Origin of the sequence: Oryzomonas rubra, assembly GCF_008369015.1 — a bacterium.
GTDB classification, from domain to species: domain Bacteria; phylum Desulfobacterota; class Desulfuromonadia; order Geobacterales; family Pseudopelobacteraceae; genus Oryzomonas; species Oryzomonas japonica.
Genome location: NZ_SRSD01000004.1, coordinates 119,947 through 137,839, shown reverse-complemented (window position 1 = coordinate 137,839; position 17,893 = coordinate 119,947). Strand labels below are relative to the sequence as shown.

The following is a 17,893-nucleotide window of genomic DNA, read 5'->3' as shown; positions in this document are numbered from 1 at the left end:
TCCATGAATCTCCTCAAGCAGGTTGTTGAAAATCCACTGCGAGGCCGTTCTGCGGCGTCGCAGTTCGTTCAGGAACCCAACGTGCCGATCGGTACGCAACGGCCGGGCCATGACGATTTTCAGCAACCTGCCAAATTTTAAGAAGATTACCCGCAGAGCCCGTAAAATTCAAGGATGATTATTCTTTTCCTCCCCATGCCGAGAGTGTCTCCTGCGCCAATAAGTGGGTCAAAATCATTTTTTAGTGATGCCAAACATGCAAAAAACTGCAATACCGTAAGGTTACGGTTGACAAATGGTGCATACTGTATACAATACGTAAAAACTGTTCCGGAGTCCGGCCATCCATGAAAAAACCGATGGAAAAACACCTCACCCTGCGGGAAAAGATACTGGAAAATATCCGCGACGCCATCATCTCTGGGGCTCTCAAGGCCGGCAGCCGGGTCTCGGAGCCGGATCTGGCCGAACGCTACGGCATCAGCCGGACCCCCATCCGTGAGGCCTTCCGCCAATTGGAATCGGAAGGATACCTGACGGTAATCCCCCGCAGGGGGGCGGTGGTCAGCGACTTCAGCGAGAAGGACGTTGAAGAGTTCTACGCCATAAAGAGCATCCTGGAAGGGTATGCCGCCAGTCGGGCCTGCGAGAAACTGACCCCCAAGGAGTTGGACCGGCTGCAATCTATCAATGACCGTCTGGCGGAACTAGCTGCGCATAACGATATCAAGGCCTTTTTCAAGATCCACAACGATTTTCACGACGTCTTCATCAAGGCCGCGGACAACGAGAAACTTCGCGAACTCATCAACAGCCTGGTGACCCGCTTTCAGCGGCTGCGTCTCATGTCGCTCTCCCTGCCCGGCCGCATGGAAAGCTCGGTGCAGGAACACGAAAAGATCATCGAAGCCTTCCGCCGCAAAGATGCTGAGGCCGCCGAGACGCTGGTGCGCAAGAATGCCGTGTACGGCGGCAAGGCGCTCATGGATTGCGGCATTGCGGTTTTTTCCCCGTCCGACGCCATGCCGATGGACCTTTGACAAAGGGCGTTCCAGGCGGGCAGTGCCCGGAACCGGCGCAGATATTCTCCCGTGGCTGTGCCACCCCCGTAGTCTCCCTTGTCTGCTATCCCCTGATTCCTTTTGCACTTTCCCCATTTGTATGATTTAATCAACTCTGTTTCTCTGTAGTATATCCTGGTTATATTCCAGTTTTATCCACAATCCCGTAGTACACCATGATCAAGGTCGCCACTGTGCAAAAAGAGACATTGAGGCATATACCGAAGGTTGACCGTGTCCTGTCATGGGACCTGATGGCGCCGCTTGCGGCTTCGCATCAGCGTCCGGAACTGCTTGCAGCCATACGTTCGGTGCTGGACCGGTTGCGCTCTGCCGTTCGAAACGGCGATCCCGTCGATTTTTCCGAGGAGCGGGTCGTCTCTCTGGTGGGGGCCGAGCTTGATCAGCGTTCCACGCCCAGCCTGCGGGAGGTCGTCAATGCATCCGGCGTGGTGATTCATACCAACCTGGGGCGCTCACCCTTGGCCGCCGCCGCTGAAGAGGCCATCCACCGGGCCTCCCGCGGCTATTCAAACCTTGAGTTCGACCTCGCCGCCGGCGAGCGGGGCACCCGCTACGTCCATGTGGAGGGACTGATCTGTGAGCTGACCGGTGCCGAGGCCGCCCTGGTGGTCAACAACAATGCCGCCGCGGTCATCCTGGCCCTATCGTCCCTGGCCCAGGGGCGGGACGTGATCGTCTCCCGTGGTGAGTTGGTGGAGATCGGCGGGTCGTTCCGCATTCCCGAGGTGATGCTCCAGAGCGGAGCCCATCTGGTAGAGGTCGGTGCGACCAACCGCACCCATCCCCGGGACTACCGTGCTGCGATCAACGATGCCACGGCACTGTTGCTCAAGGTGCATACCAGCAATTTTGCCGTGGTCGGCTTCACTGCCGAGGTTACGGTGGAAGAGATGTCGGCCCTGGGGCGCGAGACCGGGGTCCCGGTCATGGTGGATGCCGGCAGCGGTTGTCTGATCGATCTGGCCCCCTACGGCATTGCCGGGGAGTCGACCATCCGCCGCTACCTGGCCGCAGGTGCCGACGTGGTGACCTTCAGCGGCGACAAGCTCTTGGGCGGTCCCCAGGCCGGGATCATCGCCGGGCGCCGGGACCTCGTGGCGCCCATGAAACGCCACCCCCTCCTGCGCGCCCTGCGTATGGACAAGCTCTCCCTGGCGGCACTGGAGGCCACGTTGCGGCTCTACCGCGACGAGCGGCGCGCAATCCGCGAGATCCCGACGCTGTCTATGCTGACGGCCACCCCCGCAGATCTGTCGCGGCGGGCCGACCGCATCCTCGGTATGCTGCGCCGCCGCCTCCCCAAAACGGTCACCCTGGCGAAACAACCGGGGGAGTCGAGCGCCGGCGGGGGATCGCTGCCCCTGCTTCGCCTGCCCACAAGCCTCATTGAGGTGCGCATTGCCGGCGCCTCCGTGCAGCAGATCGAACAGGGCCTCCGCCGGACATCGATCCCGGTCGTGGGTCGTATCCAGCGGGACCGGTTTCTGCTGGATGTGCGCACCATCCTCGACCACGACCTTCCCGGCCTGGCGCTCGCGCTCGGCGAGGCGGCGGCCTCATTGTCAGGGGGAGACCAATGACAACTTCCAGAACCTTTGCCGTGATCCCGGCCGCCGGCATGGGCAAGCGCATGGGCGCTTCCATCAACAAACAGTACCTGCAACTGGCAGGCATGCCGATCGTGGCCCGGACCATCTCCGTATTTGAAAACGCCCCCTGTATCGACGGTATCCTCCTGGTGACTCCGGCTGACGAGATCCCCTACTGCCGCGAACATGTGGTTGATGCCTACGGGTTCCGCAAGGTTGTGGACATCGTGCCGGGCGGCAAGGAACGGCAGAACTCGGTCATGAACGGGTTGCGGGCGCTTCAGGGACGGATGGGGGAGCATGACGTCGTATTGATCCACGACGGGGTCAGGCCGCTCATTAGCCCTGAACTACTGCAGGAATCCATTGCTGTGGCCCGCGCCTGCGACGGCGCCCTGGTGGCGGTTCCGGCCAAGGATACTATCAAAACCGTCCGGGACGGATTCGTCATCGCAACCCCGGACCGGGAAACCCTCTGGCAGGCCCAGACCCCCCAGGCGTTCCGTTTTGGCGTCATCTACGCAGCACATCTGGCGGCGGAACAGGAAGGATTCACGGGGACCGACGACGCCTCCCTGATTGAGAGGCGCGGCGGCGCGGTCCGCATTGTACGCGGGGACTATCGCAACATCAAAATTACGACGCCCGAAGATATTGTTCTGGCCGAGGCGTTCCTGGCCGGTAGCGGACAGAATGGAGCTCTCTGATGGCCGCACAGCAGCCTTCCGAAAAGATCCTGGTAGTGGACGCTCAGGCCGATAGTGCGAAACTTATCGTGCTGCAACTCCAGGAGGCCGGCTTCGCCGCTGTCTGGGCGAGGGACGGGGAAGCGGCCATCGGCATGCTGGACGGGGATGACTACTCCCTGGCGCTCTTGGATATCAGGCTGCCCAAGGCCAATGGAATCGAAGTGCTCAGCCATATCCGCGAATCGGGCAAGGATACGGCGGCCATCATGATGACCGCCCACGGCAACGAAAACCTGGCGGTTGAGTGCATGAAGGCCGGGTGCGTGGATTACCTCTCCAAGCCTTTCGCCATGGACGATATGCTCCAGCGGGTCATGCGCGCCATGACCAACCGGCGCGTGTTGTTGCAAAAACAGCGCCTCGAGCAGGAAAAGGACGATTTCGTCTCCATGCTCTCCCACGATATGAAAAACCCCCTGACCGCCGTGATTGGCTCCATCGACATCATACGCGAGGGGCGGCTTGGGACGGTGAACCAGGAGCAGGCGGAGTATCTCCACGCGGCCATCGACAGTTGCAATGAAGTCATTGCCATGATCGACAACCTACTGGACATCCATCGCTTCGAGGCGGGCCGCATGCAGATGAAGATCGCCGCGTACAGCGCCGTGGAAATCCTGCGGGGGGGTACGCGGCGCTTCACGCGGATTGCCGAGCACGACGGCATCAGGCTGAGGGAACGGCTTTCCCATGAAACGCCCAGGATTGCCGTCGACAAAAACGCTTTCAGCCGGGTTATCGCCAACCTGCTGGCAAACTCCGTCAAATTTACCCCCGAGGGGGGCGAGATCGTGGTGTCCTGCCGTTGCCTGAAAGGCGCTGAGGTCCCTTGGACGCGACTGCCAAGCTATGTGACGGTACCCGATGGCTTTGCGGAGAAAGATTGTTTCGTGCAGGTGAGCATTCGCGACACCGGCAGCGGTATCCCGCCGGACGACCTGGGGCGCATCTTCGAACGGTATGTCCAGTCGCGCAGCGGCGTCGGCCGGGAGCGCGGCGGTGCCGGGCTGGGGCTGGCGTTCTGCAAGATGGCGGTGGAGAGCTGCGGGGGGATCATCTGGGTGGAAAGCGAGGCCGGGTTGGGGAGTATCTTCGTCATCCTGTTGCCCTGCTATTTAAACGGCACGGAGTGTACCGGAAAATGAACAAGAAGGAAGGTTTCATGAACTGTTTCAAGTATGTTCTGTTTGTGATCGCCGCCCTGGTGTTGTACGTAGGGACGGCGTCCGCCTCGGGTATCGATTTCGACAAGGCGATCGTCATCGGCTCCGGCCCCAAGAAGGTCGTTGAGTTCACCGATCCCGACTGCCCCTTCTGCCGCAAGGCGGCAAAGTTTTTTGCGGGGCGCACGGACGTCACCCAGTATATCTTTTTCTGGCCGCTTCCCCGCCATCCCAAGGCGAAGGAAAAGGCCCAATTCATCCTCTCCCAGCATGACAAGGCCAAGGCCTATCATGACGTCATGTCGGGCAAATTGGACAGCCAACAGACTTTTACCATTACGCCCGCGGGGATTAAGCTGCAGGAGGAACAGTACGAGATCGTCAAGAAGAACAATGTCTCCGCCACGCCGACCTTCATGCTGTTCGGCAGGATTATCGAAGGCTTCGATCAGAAGAAGATCGAAGAGGCGCTGGGCAGATAGATTCGCGCAGATTTCAGCAGCTAGATCAACGGGAGCAGGCTTACGAGCCAGCTCCCGTTTTTTTTGCGCCCGTTTGCCGTACCGAACAGCTGCCTGTAGGATTTTCCCCACAGGTTGTCGCATATTCGTTAGCGGTACAACCGGTGGCAAAGAAGGGTGGTTGGGAAATAGCGTAGTCGTTAGTACGTGTTATGCTGATCGCTCCGGTTTGGCATGCTAATTGAGATATCCCATGACAACGGATCAAACAGATCACATTTTCAAGAAAAGGAGAACGACACAATGAAAAGGAATATTGTCATGGGGATTGCCGTTGCGCTGGGGGTGCTTTCAACCGGCGTCGTGGGCGCTTCAGCCGCCACCACCGCGTCTTGCTGCAACGAGGGCGCCTGCTTCGATAAACCGTCCGCGCAGCAGTATAAGCAGGAGACTGCTCCGCTGTCCGATGCCGTGAGGATCAAGGAGATGGAGTTGTCCCAATTGTTTGGGTACGATTCCACGATCATTGAAGTACGCCAGCTTGAAGCCGAGATTAAGGATCTTAAGGATAGGATCGGTGCTGTGGCAAAAAAATACGATATCCAGGATTGTTGTCGAGGTTGAGGGTCGCATGACACGAGATGAGCCGGGAGACAGCCCCCCGGCTCGTCCGGTTCAAAACTCCGCAGGCATGGCCTTGACCTGTTTCGCCGTGAACACCGGGCCGTCCTTGCAGACATAGACGTTGCCCACGTTGCAGCGGCCGCATTTGCCCAGGCCGCACTTCATGCGGTTCTCCAGGGTGGTGTAGACCTGCTCGTCCGTGAAGCCCAGCCGTTCCAGCACCGGAAGGGTGAATTTGATCATGATCGGCGGGCCGCATACCAGGGCAATGGTGTTCTCTGCGCTGGGGGCCGTTTCCTCCAGAATGGTCGGCACGAAACCTACCTTGCCGTCCCAGTCCGGCTCGTTGCCCCCTGGATCAACGGTTTTCACCAGCCGCACGTCTGCCCGTTCCTGCCATTCCTGCAACTCCCGCTTGTAGACCAGGTCCGCCTCGGTGCGGGCGCCGTAGACGATGGTGATGTCGCCGAACTTGTCGCGCCAATCCAGGCAGTTCCAGATCAGGGTGCGCAGCGGCGGCAGGGCGATGCCTCCCGCCACGAAGACCAGGTTCTTGCCGAAGAACTCCTCGATGGGGAAGGAGTTGCCGTAGGGACCGCGCACCCCCATGGTGTCTCCCGGTTCCAGGCGCCGCAGGGCCTCGGTCACCCGGCCGACGGCGCGAAAGCAGCACTCGATATAACCCGTGCGGGTCGGCGAGGAGGCGATGCAGAAGGTGGACTCGCCGGCGCCGAAGGCGGAATACTCGGCAAACTGTCCGGCCCGGAAGGCGAAATCGTCCCTGACCGCCTCGTCCTGGAAAACCAGGCGCAGGGTGCGTACATCCGGCGTCTCGTCGATGACCTCGGCAACGGTGGCCAGGTGGGGGAGGTAGATGTTCTTGCTGTGATTACACATTCAGGAAACCTTTTTTGCCACGGAGGCACGGAGAACGCCACAAACAAAAGCGTCTTACATTTTGCTTTACGGTTTTCTCCGTGCCTCTGTGTCTCTGTGGCAGATTTATGATGTTTGTAGTTTTGCGGCCATCTCCGCAAATGCCTGGGCCTTGACCTTCAACTCCACCGGCCGGTTGTTGTCGCCGAAGCCGATGGTGATGACGCCCCCCACCAGTTGATGCTCCATCTCGGCAAACAGGACCGCCGCCGGGTCCACCAGCAGGTTGCCGGACTGGATGAAACCCCGCTCGTGGAGCGCCGTCACGAACGCCTCCTGCTCAACCTTGGATACCTTCTTGAACAGCTGCTTCCTGACCACCGGGCCGCCGAACCACACATCCATCATGCGGGTGGTGTCCGATACCAGAGGGTTGTCCTCCGGGGTGGTCATCTGGGCGGCGATGACGTGCCGTATGTTGATGAATCGTTCCATTATTCGAAACCTCATTTTTGTCACAGAACCACAGAAACTTGGAGAAAGGCCAGGATAACATTTTTAATCTCCGTGTCTTTCCCTTCTGTTTCGCGCCGTTGCCGATCTCTGCGCCTTTGTGGCTCCGTGGCGGGTATGGTGTTGTTTTACTTCTTGCCGATCTCAGAAACGATAGCGGCTATGTCGATCCCCACCGGGCAGAAGCGGATGCACCTGCCGCAGCCGGTGCAGAGCGTCTGGCCGAACTTGTCGTCGTAGTACTTGAACTTGTGCATGATGCGGTTGCGGTAGCGCTTGGGCTGGAGGTCGCGCGGGTTATGGCCCGAGGCGTGGTGGGTGAATTTCCAGAAACCGCAGGCGTCCCAGCTCTTGCGGCGCTTGCCCGCCGTCTCGGTCCCCTCGTCCACGATGTCGAAGCAGTGGCAGGCCGGGCAGAGGAAGGCGCAGGCCCCGCAGCCGACGCAGCGCACGGCGATGCTGTCCCAGGCCGGGTCTTCGAAATGGTCGTCCAGCCAGGCCTTGACCTTTTTCAGGTCGAACTTCTCCGTCTGCGGTTCGGCCAGGGGAAGCGCCTGTGCGCCGTTCGGTTCGGCGAACAGTTCCCCGTGGTTGTTGACTAACGCCTCACCTTTGTCGGTGAAAGTCTCGCAGGCGTAGCCGCCCCCCTCCGCCGGGGTCAGGAACAGGTCGCTCCCCTTGGGATCGGCCGGGGAAAGCCCAACGGCGGTGCAGAAACAGGCGTCGTCCGCTTGCGTACAGGCCAGGCCGACGATGGTGGTTTTCCTGCGGCGTTCCAGGAAAAACTCGTCCTTGTAGTCCCAGGAGAATACGGCGTCCAAAACCGGGATCGCGGCGGCGTCGCAGGGGCGCACCCCTACCAGGATCGTCTCCGGGAAGCTTGCGGGGCTTACATCCCTCAGGGTGACCTGCTGCCCCTCCTTGTCGTAGGACATGATGTCCTCGCAGACCGGGAAAAAGGTCTCCTTGGCCGAACGGCGGGGGAGTTGGTCGAGCACGATCCCGGCGGAGTCCGCCAGCGGACCGTACAGGGGCGTCCCGGCATCCATGCGCGGCGCAATGACCCGCTTGCCGTCGGCAATCAAATGATCGAGGAGTGCCTTCAGGTTGTTTTCCGAGATGTACTTGTGCATGTAAAACCTTTTTCACCGCAGGTAAATCCGCAGTTATTTTATAAAACTCTGGTCATCCTTCTCGTCGTACATCGCCAACGGCCCCTTTTCCCGCACCTCGAACCCGGCCTCGTAGTCGTACAGTTCTTTCAACTCCTTGGCCATCTTGCGGTTCAACAGGTTGAGCGGGATGTCCATGGGGCAGACTCGTTCGCACTCGGCGCAACCGGCGCAGCGGCCGGCCAGGTGCATGGCCCGGACGATGTGCCAGGCCGTGTTGCCGGCCGGGCGGGGGGTGGTCTCCACCATCTGTGGCTTGTTGCGGTCGCACAGACACTGCTCGCAAAAGCAGAACGGGCAGACCTGGCGGCAGGCGTAGCACTTGATGCACTTTTTGAACTGTTCTTTCCAGTAGGCCCAGCGCTCGGCCGGGGTCATGGCCTCCAGGCGGGCGATCTCGGCGCTGTATTTCCCCGCCAACTCGAGGGTGACCGGTCGCTGATCCGGCACGAAGTCGCATCCCTGGGGCAGGTGGTTATCGCATTCGCGGCACTTGGGGGCGATGGTGTCGCCGGTCAGTTCCCGGGCAGGCTGGGCCGTGGAGGCCAGCACCCCGGCGCAGGGAACGCCGATCAGGTACAACTCCTCCCGCTTCAGCTGGGACTCACCCATCAGCCCCACCAGCGCCTTTAGGTCGCACCCCTTGACCACGATGCCGATCTTCCCGGCCTTGGGAATCTCCTTCTTGGCCTTGGTCAGGTAGACGGCCAGATTGTTGACGCAGGCGGGGGAGAAGATCAGTTTACCGGCATCGTCGGCCTGAGTAATGACCACCGGCTGGGCAGAACCTTTACGCCGCGCGGCTGCATAGCCGACCACGGCGGAGACGCTGCCTTCCGACAGAATACGTCGTGCCTCGTCCTGGATCGCCTCGGTGACGGCGGCGTAGATGGTTGTGTCGATGGGATTGTCATTCATAGATTCAACACCTTATTGTTTCACCACAAAGACACAAAGGGCACAAAGAAGATCTAACCATTGACCATTCGTCTGATGCCGTCTTTAAGGACAGAAACATTGAAGTTTATAAGAAGCCCCAGCCATAGATTCTTCAAATTTAAATATGTTAACACCTGAGCTTCATGGATGGATTCAAGCTTAGCAACTGACTTTAACTCAAGAATCAAGGCATTCTCGACAAGAATGTCAATTCGATACGCTGCATCAATCTGTATGCCTTTATAGGCTATGGATAATGATGCTTGCCTTTCAAATGCAATTCCTCGCAACTCAAGCTCTCTACAAAGACATTCTTCGTAAGCCGATTCCAGAAGTCCCGGTCCCAAACACCGGTGAACCTCAATCAGCGCTCCAATGACCTTATTCGATAAAGAATCGATTTCTTCTCTGGTCATTTGAGTCTTTCTTTGTGCTCTTTGTGTCTTTGTGGTGAGCAAAGCTGTTAGATTGAGTTATAAACTTCCTTCAACTCCGGTGTGTCGATAACCCCGGACCACTGCTCCTCCAGGGCCAGTTCCTTGAACTCCTGCATCGGCCCCATAGCCCTGACCCGCTCGGTCAGGTCGGTGACCATCTCCACCCATTTGCCCCCTTCGGCGGCCGAGACCCAGGAGAATTGCAGGCGGCCCAGATCGACCCCCACGAACTCCAACAGCTTCCTGAAGGCGGCGAACCTGCGTCGGGCGTGGAAGTTGCCGGCAATGTAGTGGCAGTCGCCGGGGTGGCAGCCGGACACCAGGACGCCGTCGGCCCCCTGCTGGAATGCCTTGAGGATGAAGACCGGATCGATGCGCCCGGTGCAGGGGAACTTGAGCACCCGCACGTTGGCCGGGTACTGCATGCGACTGGTGCCGGCCAGGTCGGCCCCGGCATAGGTGCACCAGGTGCAGACAAAGGCGATGATCTTCGGTTCGAATGCGTGTTTTTCTTTAGGATGCATTTAAAATCCTTAAACCGTTTTGCCACAGAGACACAGAGGAAAAACAAAAGAGAGAAAACCAATACTAATACTTTTAAGGGTAAAGCAAAATGCTGAAAGCATAATTCTACAAAGCCTTTTGTTTCCCCTCGTATTTGTCTTTGACGTTCTCCGTGTCTCTGTGTCTCCGTGGCAGACTAAAGTTTTTACAAAGATTCAATCATCGCAACTATCTGCTCATCGGTATACCCATCCAACTCCACGCTCTTGGACGGGCAGGTGGCCTGGCAGGTGCCGCAGCCGCCGCAGACGCCGGGGTTGACGTAGGCCACCACCTTGACCAGGTTGCCTTGGCGGTCGCGGATCTCCTTCTCCTCCACCGCCCCGTAGGGGCAGACCTTCCGGCAGTAGAAACATCCCACGCAGCCCGCTTCGCGTACGCGGGCCACGATCGGCTCCCGCTCCAGCTTGTCCTTGGCAAAGAGGGTCATGACCTTGGCTGCGGCGGCCGAGGCCTGGCTGACGGTGTCGGGGATATCCTTGGGCCCCTGGCAGGCGCCGGCCAGGTAGATGCCGGCCGTGGCGCACTCCACCGGGCGCAGCTTGGCGTGGGCCTCGGAATAGAAGTTATACTTGTCGTAGGAGATGCCCAGCTTCTGGGCCAGGGTATCGGCTCCCTTCTGGGGTTGCACGGCCGTGGCCAGCACCACCATGTCGGCCTCGATCTCCACCTGCACCCCCACGGCGATGTCGCTCCCCATGACCACGATCTTGTCACCCTTCTGATAGAGGCGGGAGACCATGCCCCTGATGTAGACCGCCTCTTCCTCCTCGATGGAGCGGCGCCAGAATTCGTCGTAGCTCTTGCCCGGCGTGCGGGCGTCCATGAAGAAGACATAGGCCTGGCCGTCATGCACCTTGTGGTGGTAGAGCATGGTGTGCTTGGCGGTGTACATGCAGCAGATCTTGGAACAGTAGGAGATGCCCTTTTCCCGGGCCCGGGAGCCGACGCACTGGATGAAGACGATCTGCTTCGGTTCCCTGCCGTCGGAGGGGCGGAGGATCTTGCCGCCCGTGGGGCCGGAGGCGGAGGCCAGGCGCTCGAAGGTCATGCCGTCGATCACGTCCGGGATCTTGCCGTGGCCGAACTCCCCGTACCCCTTGATGGGGGAGCCTTTGGGCTTCTCCTCGATGGAGTAGAGGTCGAAGCCGGTGGCTACCACGATGGCGCCGACCGGTTCCACGATCAACTGGTCTTCCTGCTCGTAATCCACGGCGCCCGGGCCGCATACCTTCTGGCAGACCCCGCATTTGCCGGTTTTGAACTTGGTGCAGTTCTCCCGGTCGATGACCGGCGTGTTGGGCACCGCCTGGGGGAACGGCACATAGATGGCCGGGCGCATGCCCAGGTTCCGGTCGAAGGTGTTGGGAATCTTCTTCTGGGGGCACTTGGTCATGCAGACCCCGCAGCCGGTGCACTTGTCCTCGTCCACCGACCGGGCCTTCTTGCGCACCGTGACCTGGAAGTTGCCGATGTACCCTTCCACGTGTTCTATCTCGGCATAGGTGTAGAGCTTGATTTTGGGGTGATTGGCCACGTCCACCATCTTGGGGGTCATGATGCACTGGGAGCAGTCCAGGGTCGGGAAGGTCTCGGAGAGTTGGGCCATGTGCCCGCCGATGGAGGGTTCCCGCTCCACCAGCACCACCTCGTGGCCGCAGTCCGCGATGTCCAGGGCGGCCTGGATGCCGGCGATGCCGCCGCCGATGACCAGGGATCGCTTGGTGACCGGCACGGTGATGGTGGGAAGCACGCGGTTTTTCTTGACCCGCTCCACCATCATCCCCACGATCTCGATGGCCTTTTGGGTGGCCTCTTCCCGGTCCTCGTGGACCCAGGAACAGTGCTCGCGGATGTTGGCCATCTCGCAGAGGAAGGGGTTCAGCCCGGCCGACTCCACCGCCTTGCGGAAGGTCTTCTCGTGCATGCGGGGGGAGCAGGCCGCCACCACCACGTGGGAGAGCCGCTGCTCCTGGATGGCCTTTTTCAAAAGCCCCTGACCGGGGTCGGAACACATGTATTTGTAATCGGTGGAGAAGGCCACGCCGGGCAGGGTGCCGACCTGGGCCGCAACCCGTTCCACGTCGACTGTCCGGGAGATGTTTTCACCACAGTGGCAGATAAATACGCCTATTCTGGACATCTACACTAAACCTTTCTCTTTCAGCAGCGGCATGGGGTTGACGATCAGGGCGTCCAGGCCGAGTTTGTCCGCTCCCAGGCCGGTAGCCAGGCCCACCAGTTGGGTGATGTAGAAAACCGGCATGGCGTACTCGGTATTGTAGACCCCCTCTATCTCCTTTTGGCGGATATCCAGGTTGCCGTGGCACAGGGGGCAGGCCACCATGATGCAGTCGGCGCCGGCCTCCTTGGCCGAATCCAGGATGGCGTGGGAGAGCTGGATGACCACGCCGGGTCGCGACAGGGTGAAGTTGGCGCCGCAGCATTCCATGCGGTGGCTCCAGGCCACTGTTTCAGCCCCGGCCGCTTTCAGGATATCTTCCATGATGGTCGGCGCCTCGACGCAATCCAGGTTCGGCACGTCGGTGGGGCGGGTCAGGAGACAGCCGTAGTAGCAGGCCACCTTCAGGCCGGCAAGCGGCTTGGTGACGGCCTGTTCCAGCTGTTCCAGCCCCAGGTCGCGGGCCAGGATGTCCAGCAGGTGTTTGACGTTGCTCGTCAGGGGCACCGGGGCGTCGATGGCCTTTTCCACCTGCCTGCGCTTGACATCGCTTTCCGAGAGGACGTGTTGGGTGGTCTTGAGCCGCGAGAAGCAGGCGGCGCAGGCGACCGCCAGATCGCCCTCCACCTGTTCGGCCAGTTCCAGGTTCTTGGCGCACAGGGAGAGGGAGAGCAGTTCGTCCACGTTGTGGGCCGGGGTGGCGCCGCAGCAGAACCAGTCCGGCACCTCCGTCAGGCCGATGTTGAGTTTCTTGAACAGCTCCCGGGTCGAAAGATCGTATTCGCCGGCCGAGGCATGGAGGGAACAGCCGGGATAGTAGGCGTAGTTGAGGGTCTTCTTGGGGGTCACAGGGCCTCCCCGTTTTTACGCATCTCCTCGATGCGGCCGAAGATCTTTTCGATCTCGGTCATGTTCTTGTTTTTCTGGTGGAACATCTTGAGTTTGCCCTTGCTGATCAGCTTGGGCCCCAGCATCAGGTCCTTCAAAAACTGACCGGATTTGACGTTGAACACGGCGGCCAGACGCATCTCGTACTGGCGGCCGTAGGTGCGGATGTTTTGCAGGAAGAGCCGGTTTGCCAACTGCACGTAACTCTCCTTGGACGGCCCTTCGGCGTCCCACGAGAGCTTGCGCAGGGCGTCCATGATGGAGGCCAGGTGCACCTTGTTCGGGCAGCGGGTGGAGCAGGTCTCGCAGGAGGCGCAGTACCAGATGGAGCGGCCGGCCAGGATACGTTGCCACTGGCCGAGCTGGAGCAGTCGCACGACCCGGTTGGGGGGATGCTCCATGAAGGTGGCCATGGGGCAACCGGCCGAACATTTGCCACACTGGAAGCAGCGCCGGACCGATGTCCCTGAAAGGGCTTCGACCTTACGGACGAAATCCACGTCCATGGTCTCGGTCGAAAGAAGCATCTTCTTCTTTTTCACAGGAATGCCTTTTTTAGTTAAACTAAAATTCCACCAGTCGATCGTTGACTGGTGGATATGCGTACCGTAGAATTTGTCTAACTGTGGAGTTTATAACATAATTTAATACAGTTATTATTGTTTACACAAATGCTTTGAAAAATGCAAGCCAAAATTATGGCAGCCATGGTACGTTTAGGAAGAGTAAAAAATACCGCGGCCAGCATCGGGATTCGGCCAGTATAGTGCTTTCCGTGGGAAAGCGAATAAAAAACCATAAGCCACACAAATATGTTGGCCTTTCGTAACATGATCGCAATAATACTATGTTACAAGAAAGCAAAAAAGGGTAAAAATACAAGAAAATTCTTCTGCTGCGCCTCAGGGAGGCCCCGATGAAAAATATCCTGATAATCGAGGATGAAAAAGATCTGACCGAACTGCTCGTGTTCAACCTGGAGAAGGAAGGGTTCAAGATGCAGTGGTCCTATGACGGTCTGGAAGGCCTTGAAGCGGCGCGCCGCAACCCCCCGGACCTGGTTGTGCTCGACCTGATGCTGCCGGGCATGATGGGGACGGATGTGTGCAAGGAGTTGCGCAAGGACGGCCGCACCAGCCAGGTCCCGGTGCTGATGCTCACCGCCAAGGGTGAGGAGATCGACCGGGTGGTCGGTTTCGAGGTGGGGGCCGACGACTACCTGGTGAAGCCGTTTTCCATGCGGGAACTGCTGCTGCGCATCCGGGCGATCCTGAGACGGTGCGACAGCCAGCCGGCATCCGCGGCCGAAGGGGGAATCTCCATCGGGGATATTTCCATAGAGACCGAACGCCACCGCGTGCTGAGCGCCGGGAACGAGGTGGAGTTGACCAGCACCGAATACAAGCTTCTGCTCTACCTGGCGGAGCGCCCCGGCCGGGTGCTGAGCAGGGAACTGCTCCTGCAGAACGTGTGGAGTTACAACAATGTGGGGGACACCCGGACCGTTGATACCCATATCACCCGCTTGCGCGGCAAATTGGGCAAACCGGGCGATCTGATCAAGACCGTACGCAGCTTCGGCTACAAGATAGAGGAGTGATGATGGGATTCCGCCTGAAATTGATGCTGTCGTATCTGTTTTTGATCGTTTCGATCGCCGGCAGTTTTTATCTGTACATGGACCATGTCCTGGAGACGAACCTGGTGGAGGAGAGCCGGACGAACCTGCAGAGCCAGGCCAAGCTGGCCCGCCTTCTGGTGATGTCCGACCATATGAAGCTGCCTCCCCAGCAGTTGGCCGAGATGGTCGGCTCCACCATCAGGGAGCGGCTGACCCTGATCGCCCCCGATGGCCGGGTTATCGGCGATTCGGACGTCAATGGCGCCAAGCTCGGTGAGTTGCAGAACCACCTGGACCGCCCCGAGGTGCAGGCGGCCCTCGCTTCGGGGACCGGCATCGCCCTGCGCTACTCCGAGACCCTCAAGACCGATATGCTCTACGTGGCCATGACCTATGGGAGCGGCAGGACCGACGGTTTTGTGCGGCTGGCCATGCCGTTGTCCTACCTCACCAACTCCAGCAATGCCCTGCATCGCGTGGTGGGCGTCGCCGTACTGCTGACCACCTTGGCCGCCCTGCTGCTGAGCTATATCCTCTCCAACCTGACCTCCCGTCCCCTGCGGAACATGGCCGCGGCGGCCGCCCGCATCGGGCGCGGCGAATCGCCGGTGCGGATACCGGCGGCGGCCCATGACGAGGTGGGGGACCTGGCCCGGGTGCTCAACGACATGAGTGAGCGGATCGAGCAGCAGATGCAGCGGCTCTCCTCGGAAAAGCAGCAATTGGACACGATCCTGCGCGGCATGGGGGAGGGGGTGATGGTCACCTCGCCCGAGGGGGCGATCACCCTGGTGAACCCGGCGTTCCGCAGGCTCTTTTCCCTCTCGGGCGACGTGGAGGGGAAGAAGCTGATCGAGATCTCCCGCCATCCCGATCTCCTGGCGGCCTTTACGGCCCTGGGGGCCGCCGAGGGGGAGGAGCTTATCCGGGAGATCACCATCCAGCCGGGAGAGATCACCCTGCTCACCCACTGGGCGCCGCTCGCCGTGGATGGCAGGAAGAGCGGTGTCGTGGCGGTGTTCCACGACATCAGCGACATGAAGAAGGTGGAGAATATCCGCCGCGATTTCGTCGCGAATGTGTCCCACGAATTGCGCACCCCGGTGTCGGTCATCAAGGGGTACGCCGAGACGCTGCTGGACGGGGCGCTTCAGTCGGATGGGGACCGGGCCACGCGCTTTGTGGAGATCATCCTCAGCCATTCCGAACGGCTGGCCGCGCTGATCAACGACATTCTCACCCTCTCGACCCTGGAGTCCCGGGCGCTGGTCCTTGACCGCCACCCGCTGGACATCTCCGGCACCATGCGCAAGACCTACATGCTGCTGGAGGAGAACGCCAACAAGAAGGACATCAGGATGCAGCTCGACATCCCGGCCGGCCTGCCGCGGGTGCTGGCCGACCAGGGGCGCGTGGAGCAGGTGATCGTGAACCTGCTGGACAATGCCATCAAGTACACCCCTCCCCAGGGTATGGTGACCCTCTCGGTACGCCAGGGCGATGACCCGGGGTTTCTGAAGATCGCCGTCGCCGATACCGGCATCGGCATCCCGTTCAAGGATCTCCCCCGCATCTTCGAACGTTTTTACCGGGTGGACGAGGCGCGCAGCCGCGACCAGGGGGGGACCGGACTGGGGCTGGCCATCGCCAAACACATCGTTCAGTTGCACGGCGGGGAGATCTCCGTGACCAACAATGAGTTCGGCAAGGGGTCCATCTTCTCGTTCACCCTGCCCGTTGCCGCTGCCTGATCCGGCCCGTTTCTGTTACGGGTAATTTGCCTGTCCGTAACATCGCTGTAATATTTCTCCTGTACTGTTTCGATAACGATTACAAAAACAAGGAGGATTATGATGTTTTCAACCATCCGTAAGACCGTACTGACCCTCGCCCTGGTGGCGTCGGTCTGCGTTGCGGGCCAGGCTTCCGCGGAGACGCTCATCAACGGCGCCGGGGCCACCTTCCCCTATCCGCTCTACTCCAAGTGGTTCAGCGAGTACGCCAAGATCGATACCTCGGTTAAATTCAACTACCAGTCCATCGGCAGCGGCGGCGGCATCAAGCAGATCACCGCCGGCACCGTGGACTTCGGCGCCAGCGACAAATTCCTCTCCGACGCCGAACTCAAGGCCGCCCCGGGCAAGCTCCTGCACATCCCGACCGTCATGGGCGCCGTGGTCGTCACCTACAACCTGCCCGGCGTTCACAAGGGGCTCAAACTCCGCTCCAGTGATGTTGCCGATATCTTCCTCGGCAAGATCACCAAGTGGAACGACAAGCGCATCGCCGACGACAACCCGGGTGTGAAGCTCCCCAATGAGTCGATCATCGTAGTGCACCGTTCCGACGGCAGCGGCACCACCAGCATCTTCACCGATTACCTCTCCAGTGTTAACCAGGAATGGCACGGCAAGGTCGGCAAGGGTGCTTCCGTGAACTGGCCCATCGGCCTGGGCGGCAAGGGTAACGAGGGTGTTGCCGGTCAGATCAAGAACACCAAGAACTCCATCGGCTACGTCGAATTGGCCTACGCCTTCGAAAACAAGCTCCCCTATGCCACGCTGATGAACAAAAACGGCAAGTTTGTCGAGCCCTCCATCAAGACCACCAGCGCTGCCGCAGCAGGCGCGGTCAAGCACATGCCGGCCGACTACCGCGTATCCCTGGTCAACCAGCCGGGCGACGACGCCTATCCCATCGTCGGTTTCACCTGGCTGGTGGTGTACGAACACCAGAAGAATGCGGTCAAGGGGAAGAAACTGGTGGAATTCCTGAACTGGGAACTGCACAAGGGGCAGAGGATGGCTCCCGAGATGCTCTATGCGCCGCTCCCCGCAGCGGTCGCGAAGATGGTTGAAAAAACCATCAAGACCATTAAATACTAATCAATTCAGGGGCAGATGTATTTACCCCGTCATCCCGAGCGCGGGCCGTCAACACGGCGCCCGCGCTTTTTTCTTGCCCGACATGTGTAACAGCTGCCGTATGCCGCCGAGCAGGGGCGAGGAAAACCCTCGCCCCCCGGCAGTC

19 protein-coding genes are annotated in these 17,893 nt (G+C 59.9%); 10 read left to right on the top strand and 9 right to left on the bottom strand.

Features of this window, described 5'->3' with window-relative positions:
• The first annotated feature begins 3 nt into the window (after positions 1–3).
• The 7 genes from ET418_RS18120 to ET418_RS07825 all read left to right on the top strand — a co-directional run bounded on the left by ET418_RS18120 (position 4) and on the right by ET418_RS07825 (position 5,671).
• Complete coding sequence (locus tag ET418_RS18120) at positions 4–141, top strand: hypothetical protein (protein ID WP_188055413.1); 138 nt, start codon at positions 4–6, stop codon at positions 139–141.
• A 206-nt stretch (positions 142–347) separates the two neighbouring features.
• Entirely contained in the window at positions 348–1,040 is a 693-nt protein-coding gene (locus ET418_RS07850) for a GntR family transcriptional regulator (protein ID WP_149307050.1), read from the top strand.
• A 197-nt stretch (positions 1,041–1,237) separates the two neighbouring features.
• On the top strand, positions 1,238–2,665 hold the full coding sequence (gene selA, locus ET418_RS07845) for an L-seryl-tRNA(Sec) selenium transferase (RefSeq protein WP_149307049.1): 1,428 nt from the start codon (positions 1,238–1,240) through the stop codon (positions 2,663–2,665).
• Positions 2,662–3,381, top strand: a complete 720-nt coding sequence (ispD, locus tag ET418_RS07840; RefSeq protein WP_149307048.1) for a 2-C-methyl-D-erythritol 4-phosphate cytidylyltransferase — start codon at positions 2,662–2,664, stop codon at positions 3,379–3,381. Before selA ends, ispD begins: the two co-directional genes overlap by 4 nt.
• Positions 3,381–4,568, top strand: coding sequence for a hybrid sensor histidine kinase/response regulator (locus ET418_RS07835; protein ID WP_149307047.1), 1,188 nt, complete (start codon positions 3,381–3,383; stop codon positions 4,566–4,568). The genes ispD and ET418_RS07835 overlap by 1 nt, the downstream gene beginning before the upstream one ends.
• 17 nt (positions 4,569–4,585) lie before the next feature.
• Positions 4,586–5,068: a thioredoxin fold domain-containing protein gene (locus ET418_RS07830; RefSeq protein ID WP_246152982.1), complete on the top strand. Its 483-nt coding sequence runs from the start codon at positions 4,586–4,588 to the stop codon at positions 5,066–5,068.
• Between the two features lie 282 nt (positions 5,069–5,350).
• Positions 5,351–5,671, top strand: a complete 321-nt coding sequence (locus ET418_RS07825; RefSeq protein WP_149307045.1) for a hypothetical protein — start codon at positions 5,351–5,353, stop codon at positions 5,669–5,671.
• Between the two features lie 51 nt (positions 5,672–5,722).
• On the opposite strand, the gene ET418_RS07820 is transcribed toward ET418_RS07825, so the two are convergent.
• The 9 genes from ET418_RS07820 to ET418_RS07780 all read right to left on the bottom strand — a co-directional run bounded on the left by ET418_RS07820 (position 5,723) and on the right by ET418_RS07780 (position 13,784).
• Positions 5,723–6,568, bottom strand: a complete 846-nt coding sequence (locus ET418_RS07820; RefSeq protein WP_149307044.1) for an FAD/NAD(P)-binding protein — start codon at positions 6,566–6,568, stop codon at positions 5,723–5,725.
• Between the two features lie 105 nt (positions 6,569–6,673).
• Positions 6,674–7,042 (bottom strand): hypothetical protein, encoded by a 369-nt coding sequence (locus ET418_RS07815; protein ID WP_149307043.1) that lies wholly within the window; start codon positions 7,040–7,042, stop codon positions 6,674–6,676.
• Positions 7,043–7,188: 146 nt separating this feature from the next.
• The gene (locus ET418_RS07810) at positions 7,189–8,193 is read right to left on the bottom strand and encodes a 4Fe-4S dicluster domain-containing protein (protein WP_149307042.1); all 1,005 of its coding nucleotides are present in this window, start codon (positions 8,191–8,193) and stop codon (positions 7,189–7,191) included.
• Between the two features lie 33 nt (positions 8,194–8,226).
• Positions 8,227–9,150, bottom strand: coding sequence for a ferredoxin family protein (locus tag ET418_RS07805; RefSeq protein WP_149307041.1), 924 nt, complete (start codon positions 9,148–9,150; stop codon positions 8,227–8,229).
• 53 nt (positions 9,151–9,203) lie between these two features.
• Positions 9,204–9,587 (bottom strand): GxxExxY protein, encoded by a 384-nt coding sequence (locus tag ET418_RS07800; protein WP_149307040.1) that lies wholly within the window; start codon positions 9,585–9,587, stop codon positions 9,204–9,206.
• 47 nt (positions 9,588–9,634) lie between these two features.
• Positions 9,635–10,132 carry a hydrogenase iron-sulfur subunit gene (locus ET418_RS07795; RefSeq protein ID WP_149307039.1) on the bottom strand — a complete coding sequence of 166 codons (498 nt, stop codon included), beginning with the start codon at positions 10,130–10,132 and terminating at the stop codon, positions 9,635–9,637.
• A gap of 185 nt (positions 10,133–10,317) precedes the next feature.
• Complete coding sequence (locus tag ET418_RS07790) at positions 10,318–12,315, bottom strand: CoB--CoM heterodisulfide reductase iron-sulfur subunit A family protein (RefSeq protein ID WP_149307038.1); 1,998 nt, start codon at positions 12,313–12,315, stop codon at positions 10,318–10,320.
• The gene (locus ET418_RS07785) at positions 12,316–13,203 is read right to left on the bottom strand and encodes a CoB--CoM heterodisulfide reductase iron-sulfur subunit B family protein (protein WP_149307037.1); all 888 of its coding nucleotides are present in this window, start codon (positions 13,201–13,203) and stop codon (positions 12,316–12,318) included.
• On the bottom strand, positions 13,200–13,784 hold the full coding sequence (locus tag ET418_RS07780; protein ID WP_149307036.1) for a 4Fe-4S dicluster domain-containing protein: 585 nt from the start codon (positions 13,782–13,784) through the stop codon (positions 13,200–13,202). Before ET418_RS07780 ends, ET418_RS07785 begins: the two co-directional genes overlap by 4 nt.
• A 374-nt stretch (positions 13,785–14,158) precedes the next feature.
• On the opposite strand from ET418_RS07780, the gene ET418_RS07775 reads away from it, so the two are divergent.
• The 3 genes from ET418_RS07775 to pstS all read left to right on the top strand — a co-directional run bounded on the left by ET418_RS07775 (position 14,159) and on the right by pstS (position 17,748).
• A complete protein-coding gene (locus ET418_RS07775) occupies positions 14,159–14,842 on the top strand; it encodes a response regulator transcription factor (RefSeq protein ID WP_149307035.1) in 684 nt (227 codons plus the stop codon).
• Positions 14,843–14,844: 2 nt separating this feature from the next.
• Positions 14,845–16,614: an ATP-binding protein gene (locus ET418_RS07770; protein WP_149307034.1), complete on the top strand. Its 1,770-nt coding sequence runs from the start codon at positions 14,845–14,847 to the stop codon at positions 16,612–16,614.
• 102 nt (positions 16,615–16,716) lie between these two features.
• Entirely contained in the window at positions 16,717–17,748 is a 1,032-nt protein-coding gene (gene pstS, locus ET418_RS07765; RefSeq protein WP_149307253.1) for a phosphate ABC transporter substrate-binding protein PstS, read from the top strand.
• Positions 17,749–17,893 lie beyond the last annotated feature (145 nt).

What these genes read in the sequence shown, in the direction of transcription:
- ET418_RS07835 (WP_149307047.1), top strand. Translation starts at nt 3,381, where the DNA reads ATGGCCGCACAGCAGCCTTCCGAAAAGATCCTGGTAGTGGACGCTCAG.
- ET418_RS07795 (WP_149307039.1), bottom strand. Translation starts at nt 10,132, where the DNA reads ATGCATCCTAAAGAAAAACACGCATTCGAACCGAAGATCATCGCCTTT.
- ET418_RS07830 (WP_246152982.1), top strand. Translation starts at nt 4,586, where the DNA reads ATGAACTGTTTCAAGTATGTTCTGTTTGTGATCGCCGCCCTGGTGTTG.
- ET418_RS07810 (WP_149307042.1), bottom strand. Translation starts at nt 8,193, where the DNA reads ATGCACAAGTACATCTCGGAAAACAACCTGAAGGCACTCCTCGATCAT.
- ET418_RS07825 (WP_149307045.1), top strand. Translation starts at nt 5,351, where the DNA reads ATGAAAAGGAATATTGTCATGGGGATTGCCGTTGCGCTGGGGGTGCTT.
- ET418_RS07820 (WP_149307044.1), bottom strand. Translation starts at nt 6,568, where the DNA reads ATGTGTAATCACAGCAAGAACATCTACCTCCCCCACCTGGCCACCGTT.
- ET418_RS07850 (WP_149307050.1), top strand. Translation starts at nt 348, where the DNA reads ATGAAAAAACCGATGGAAAAACACCTCACCCTGCGGGAAAAGATACTG.
- ET418_RS07805 (WP_149307041.1), bottom strand. Translation starts at nt 9,150, where the DNA reads ATGAATGACAATCCCATCGACACAACCATCTACGCCGCCGTCACCGAG.
- ET418_RS07790 (WP_149307038.1), bottom strand. Translation starts at nt 12,315, where the DNA reads ATGTCCAGAATAGGCGTATTTATCTGCCACTGTGGTGAAAACATCTCC.
- ET418_RS07775 (WP_149307035.1), top strand. Translation starts at nt 14,159, where the DNA reads ATGAAAAATATCCTGATAATCGAGGATGAAAAAGATCTGACCGAACTG.
- ET418_RS18120 (WP_188055413.1), top strand. Translation starts at nt 4, where the DNA reads ATGAATCTCCTCAAGCAGGTTGTTGAAAATCCACTGCGAGGCCGTTCT.
- ET418_RS07815 (WP_149307043.1), bottom strand. Translation starts at nt 7,042, where the DNA reads ATGGAACGATTCATCAACATACGGCACGTCATCGCCGCCCAGATGACC.
- ET418_RS07770 (WP_149307034.1), top strand. Translation starts at nt 14,845, where the DNA reads ATGGGATTCCGCCTGAAATTGATGCTGTCGTATCTGTTTTTGATCGTT.
- ET418_RS07800 (WP_149307040.1), bottom strand. Translation starts at nt 9,587, where the DNA reads ATGACCAGAGAAGAAATCGATTCTTTATCGAATAAGGTCATTGGAGCG.
- selA (WP_149307049.1), top strand. Translation starts at nt 1,238, where the DNA reads ATGATCAAGGTCGCCACTGTGCAAAAAGAGACATTGAGGCATATACCG.
- ispD (WP_149307048.1), top strand. Translation starts at nt 2,662, where the DNA reads ATGACAACTTCCAGAACCTTTGCCGTGATCCCGGCCGCCGGCATGGGC.
- pstS (WP_149307253.1), top strand. Translation starts at nt 16,717, where the DNA reads ATGTTTTCAACCATCCGTAAGACCGTACTGACCCTCGCCCTGGTGGCG.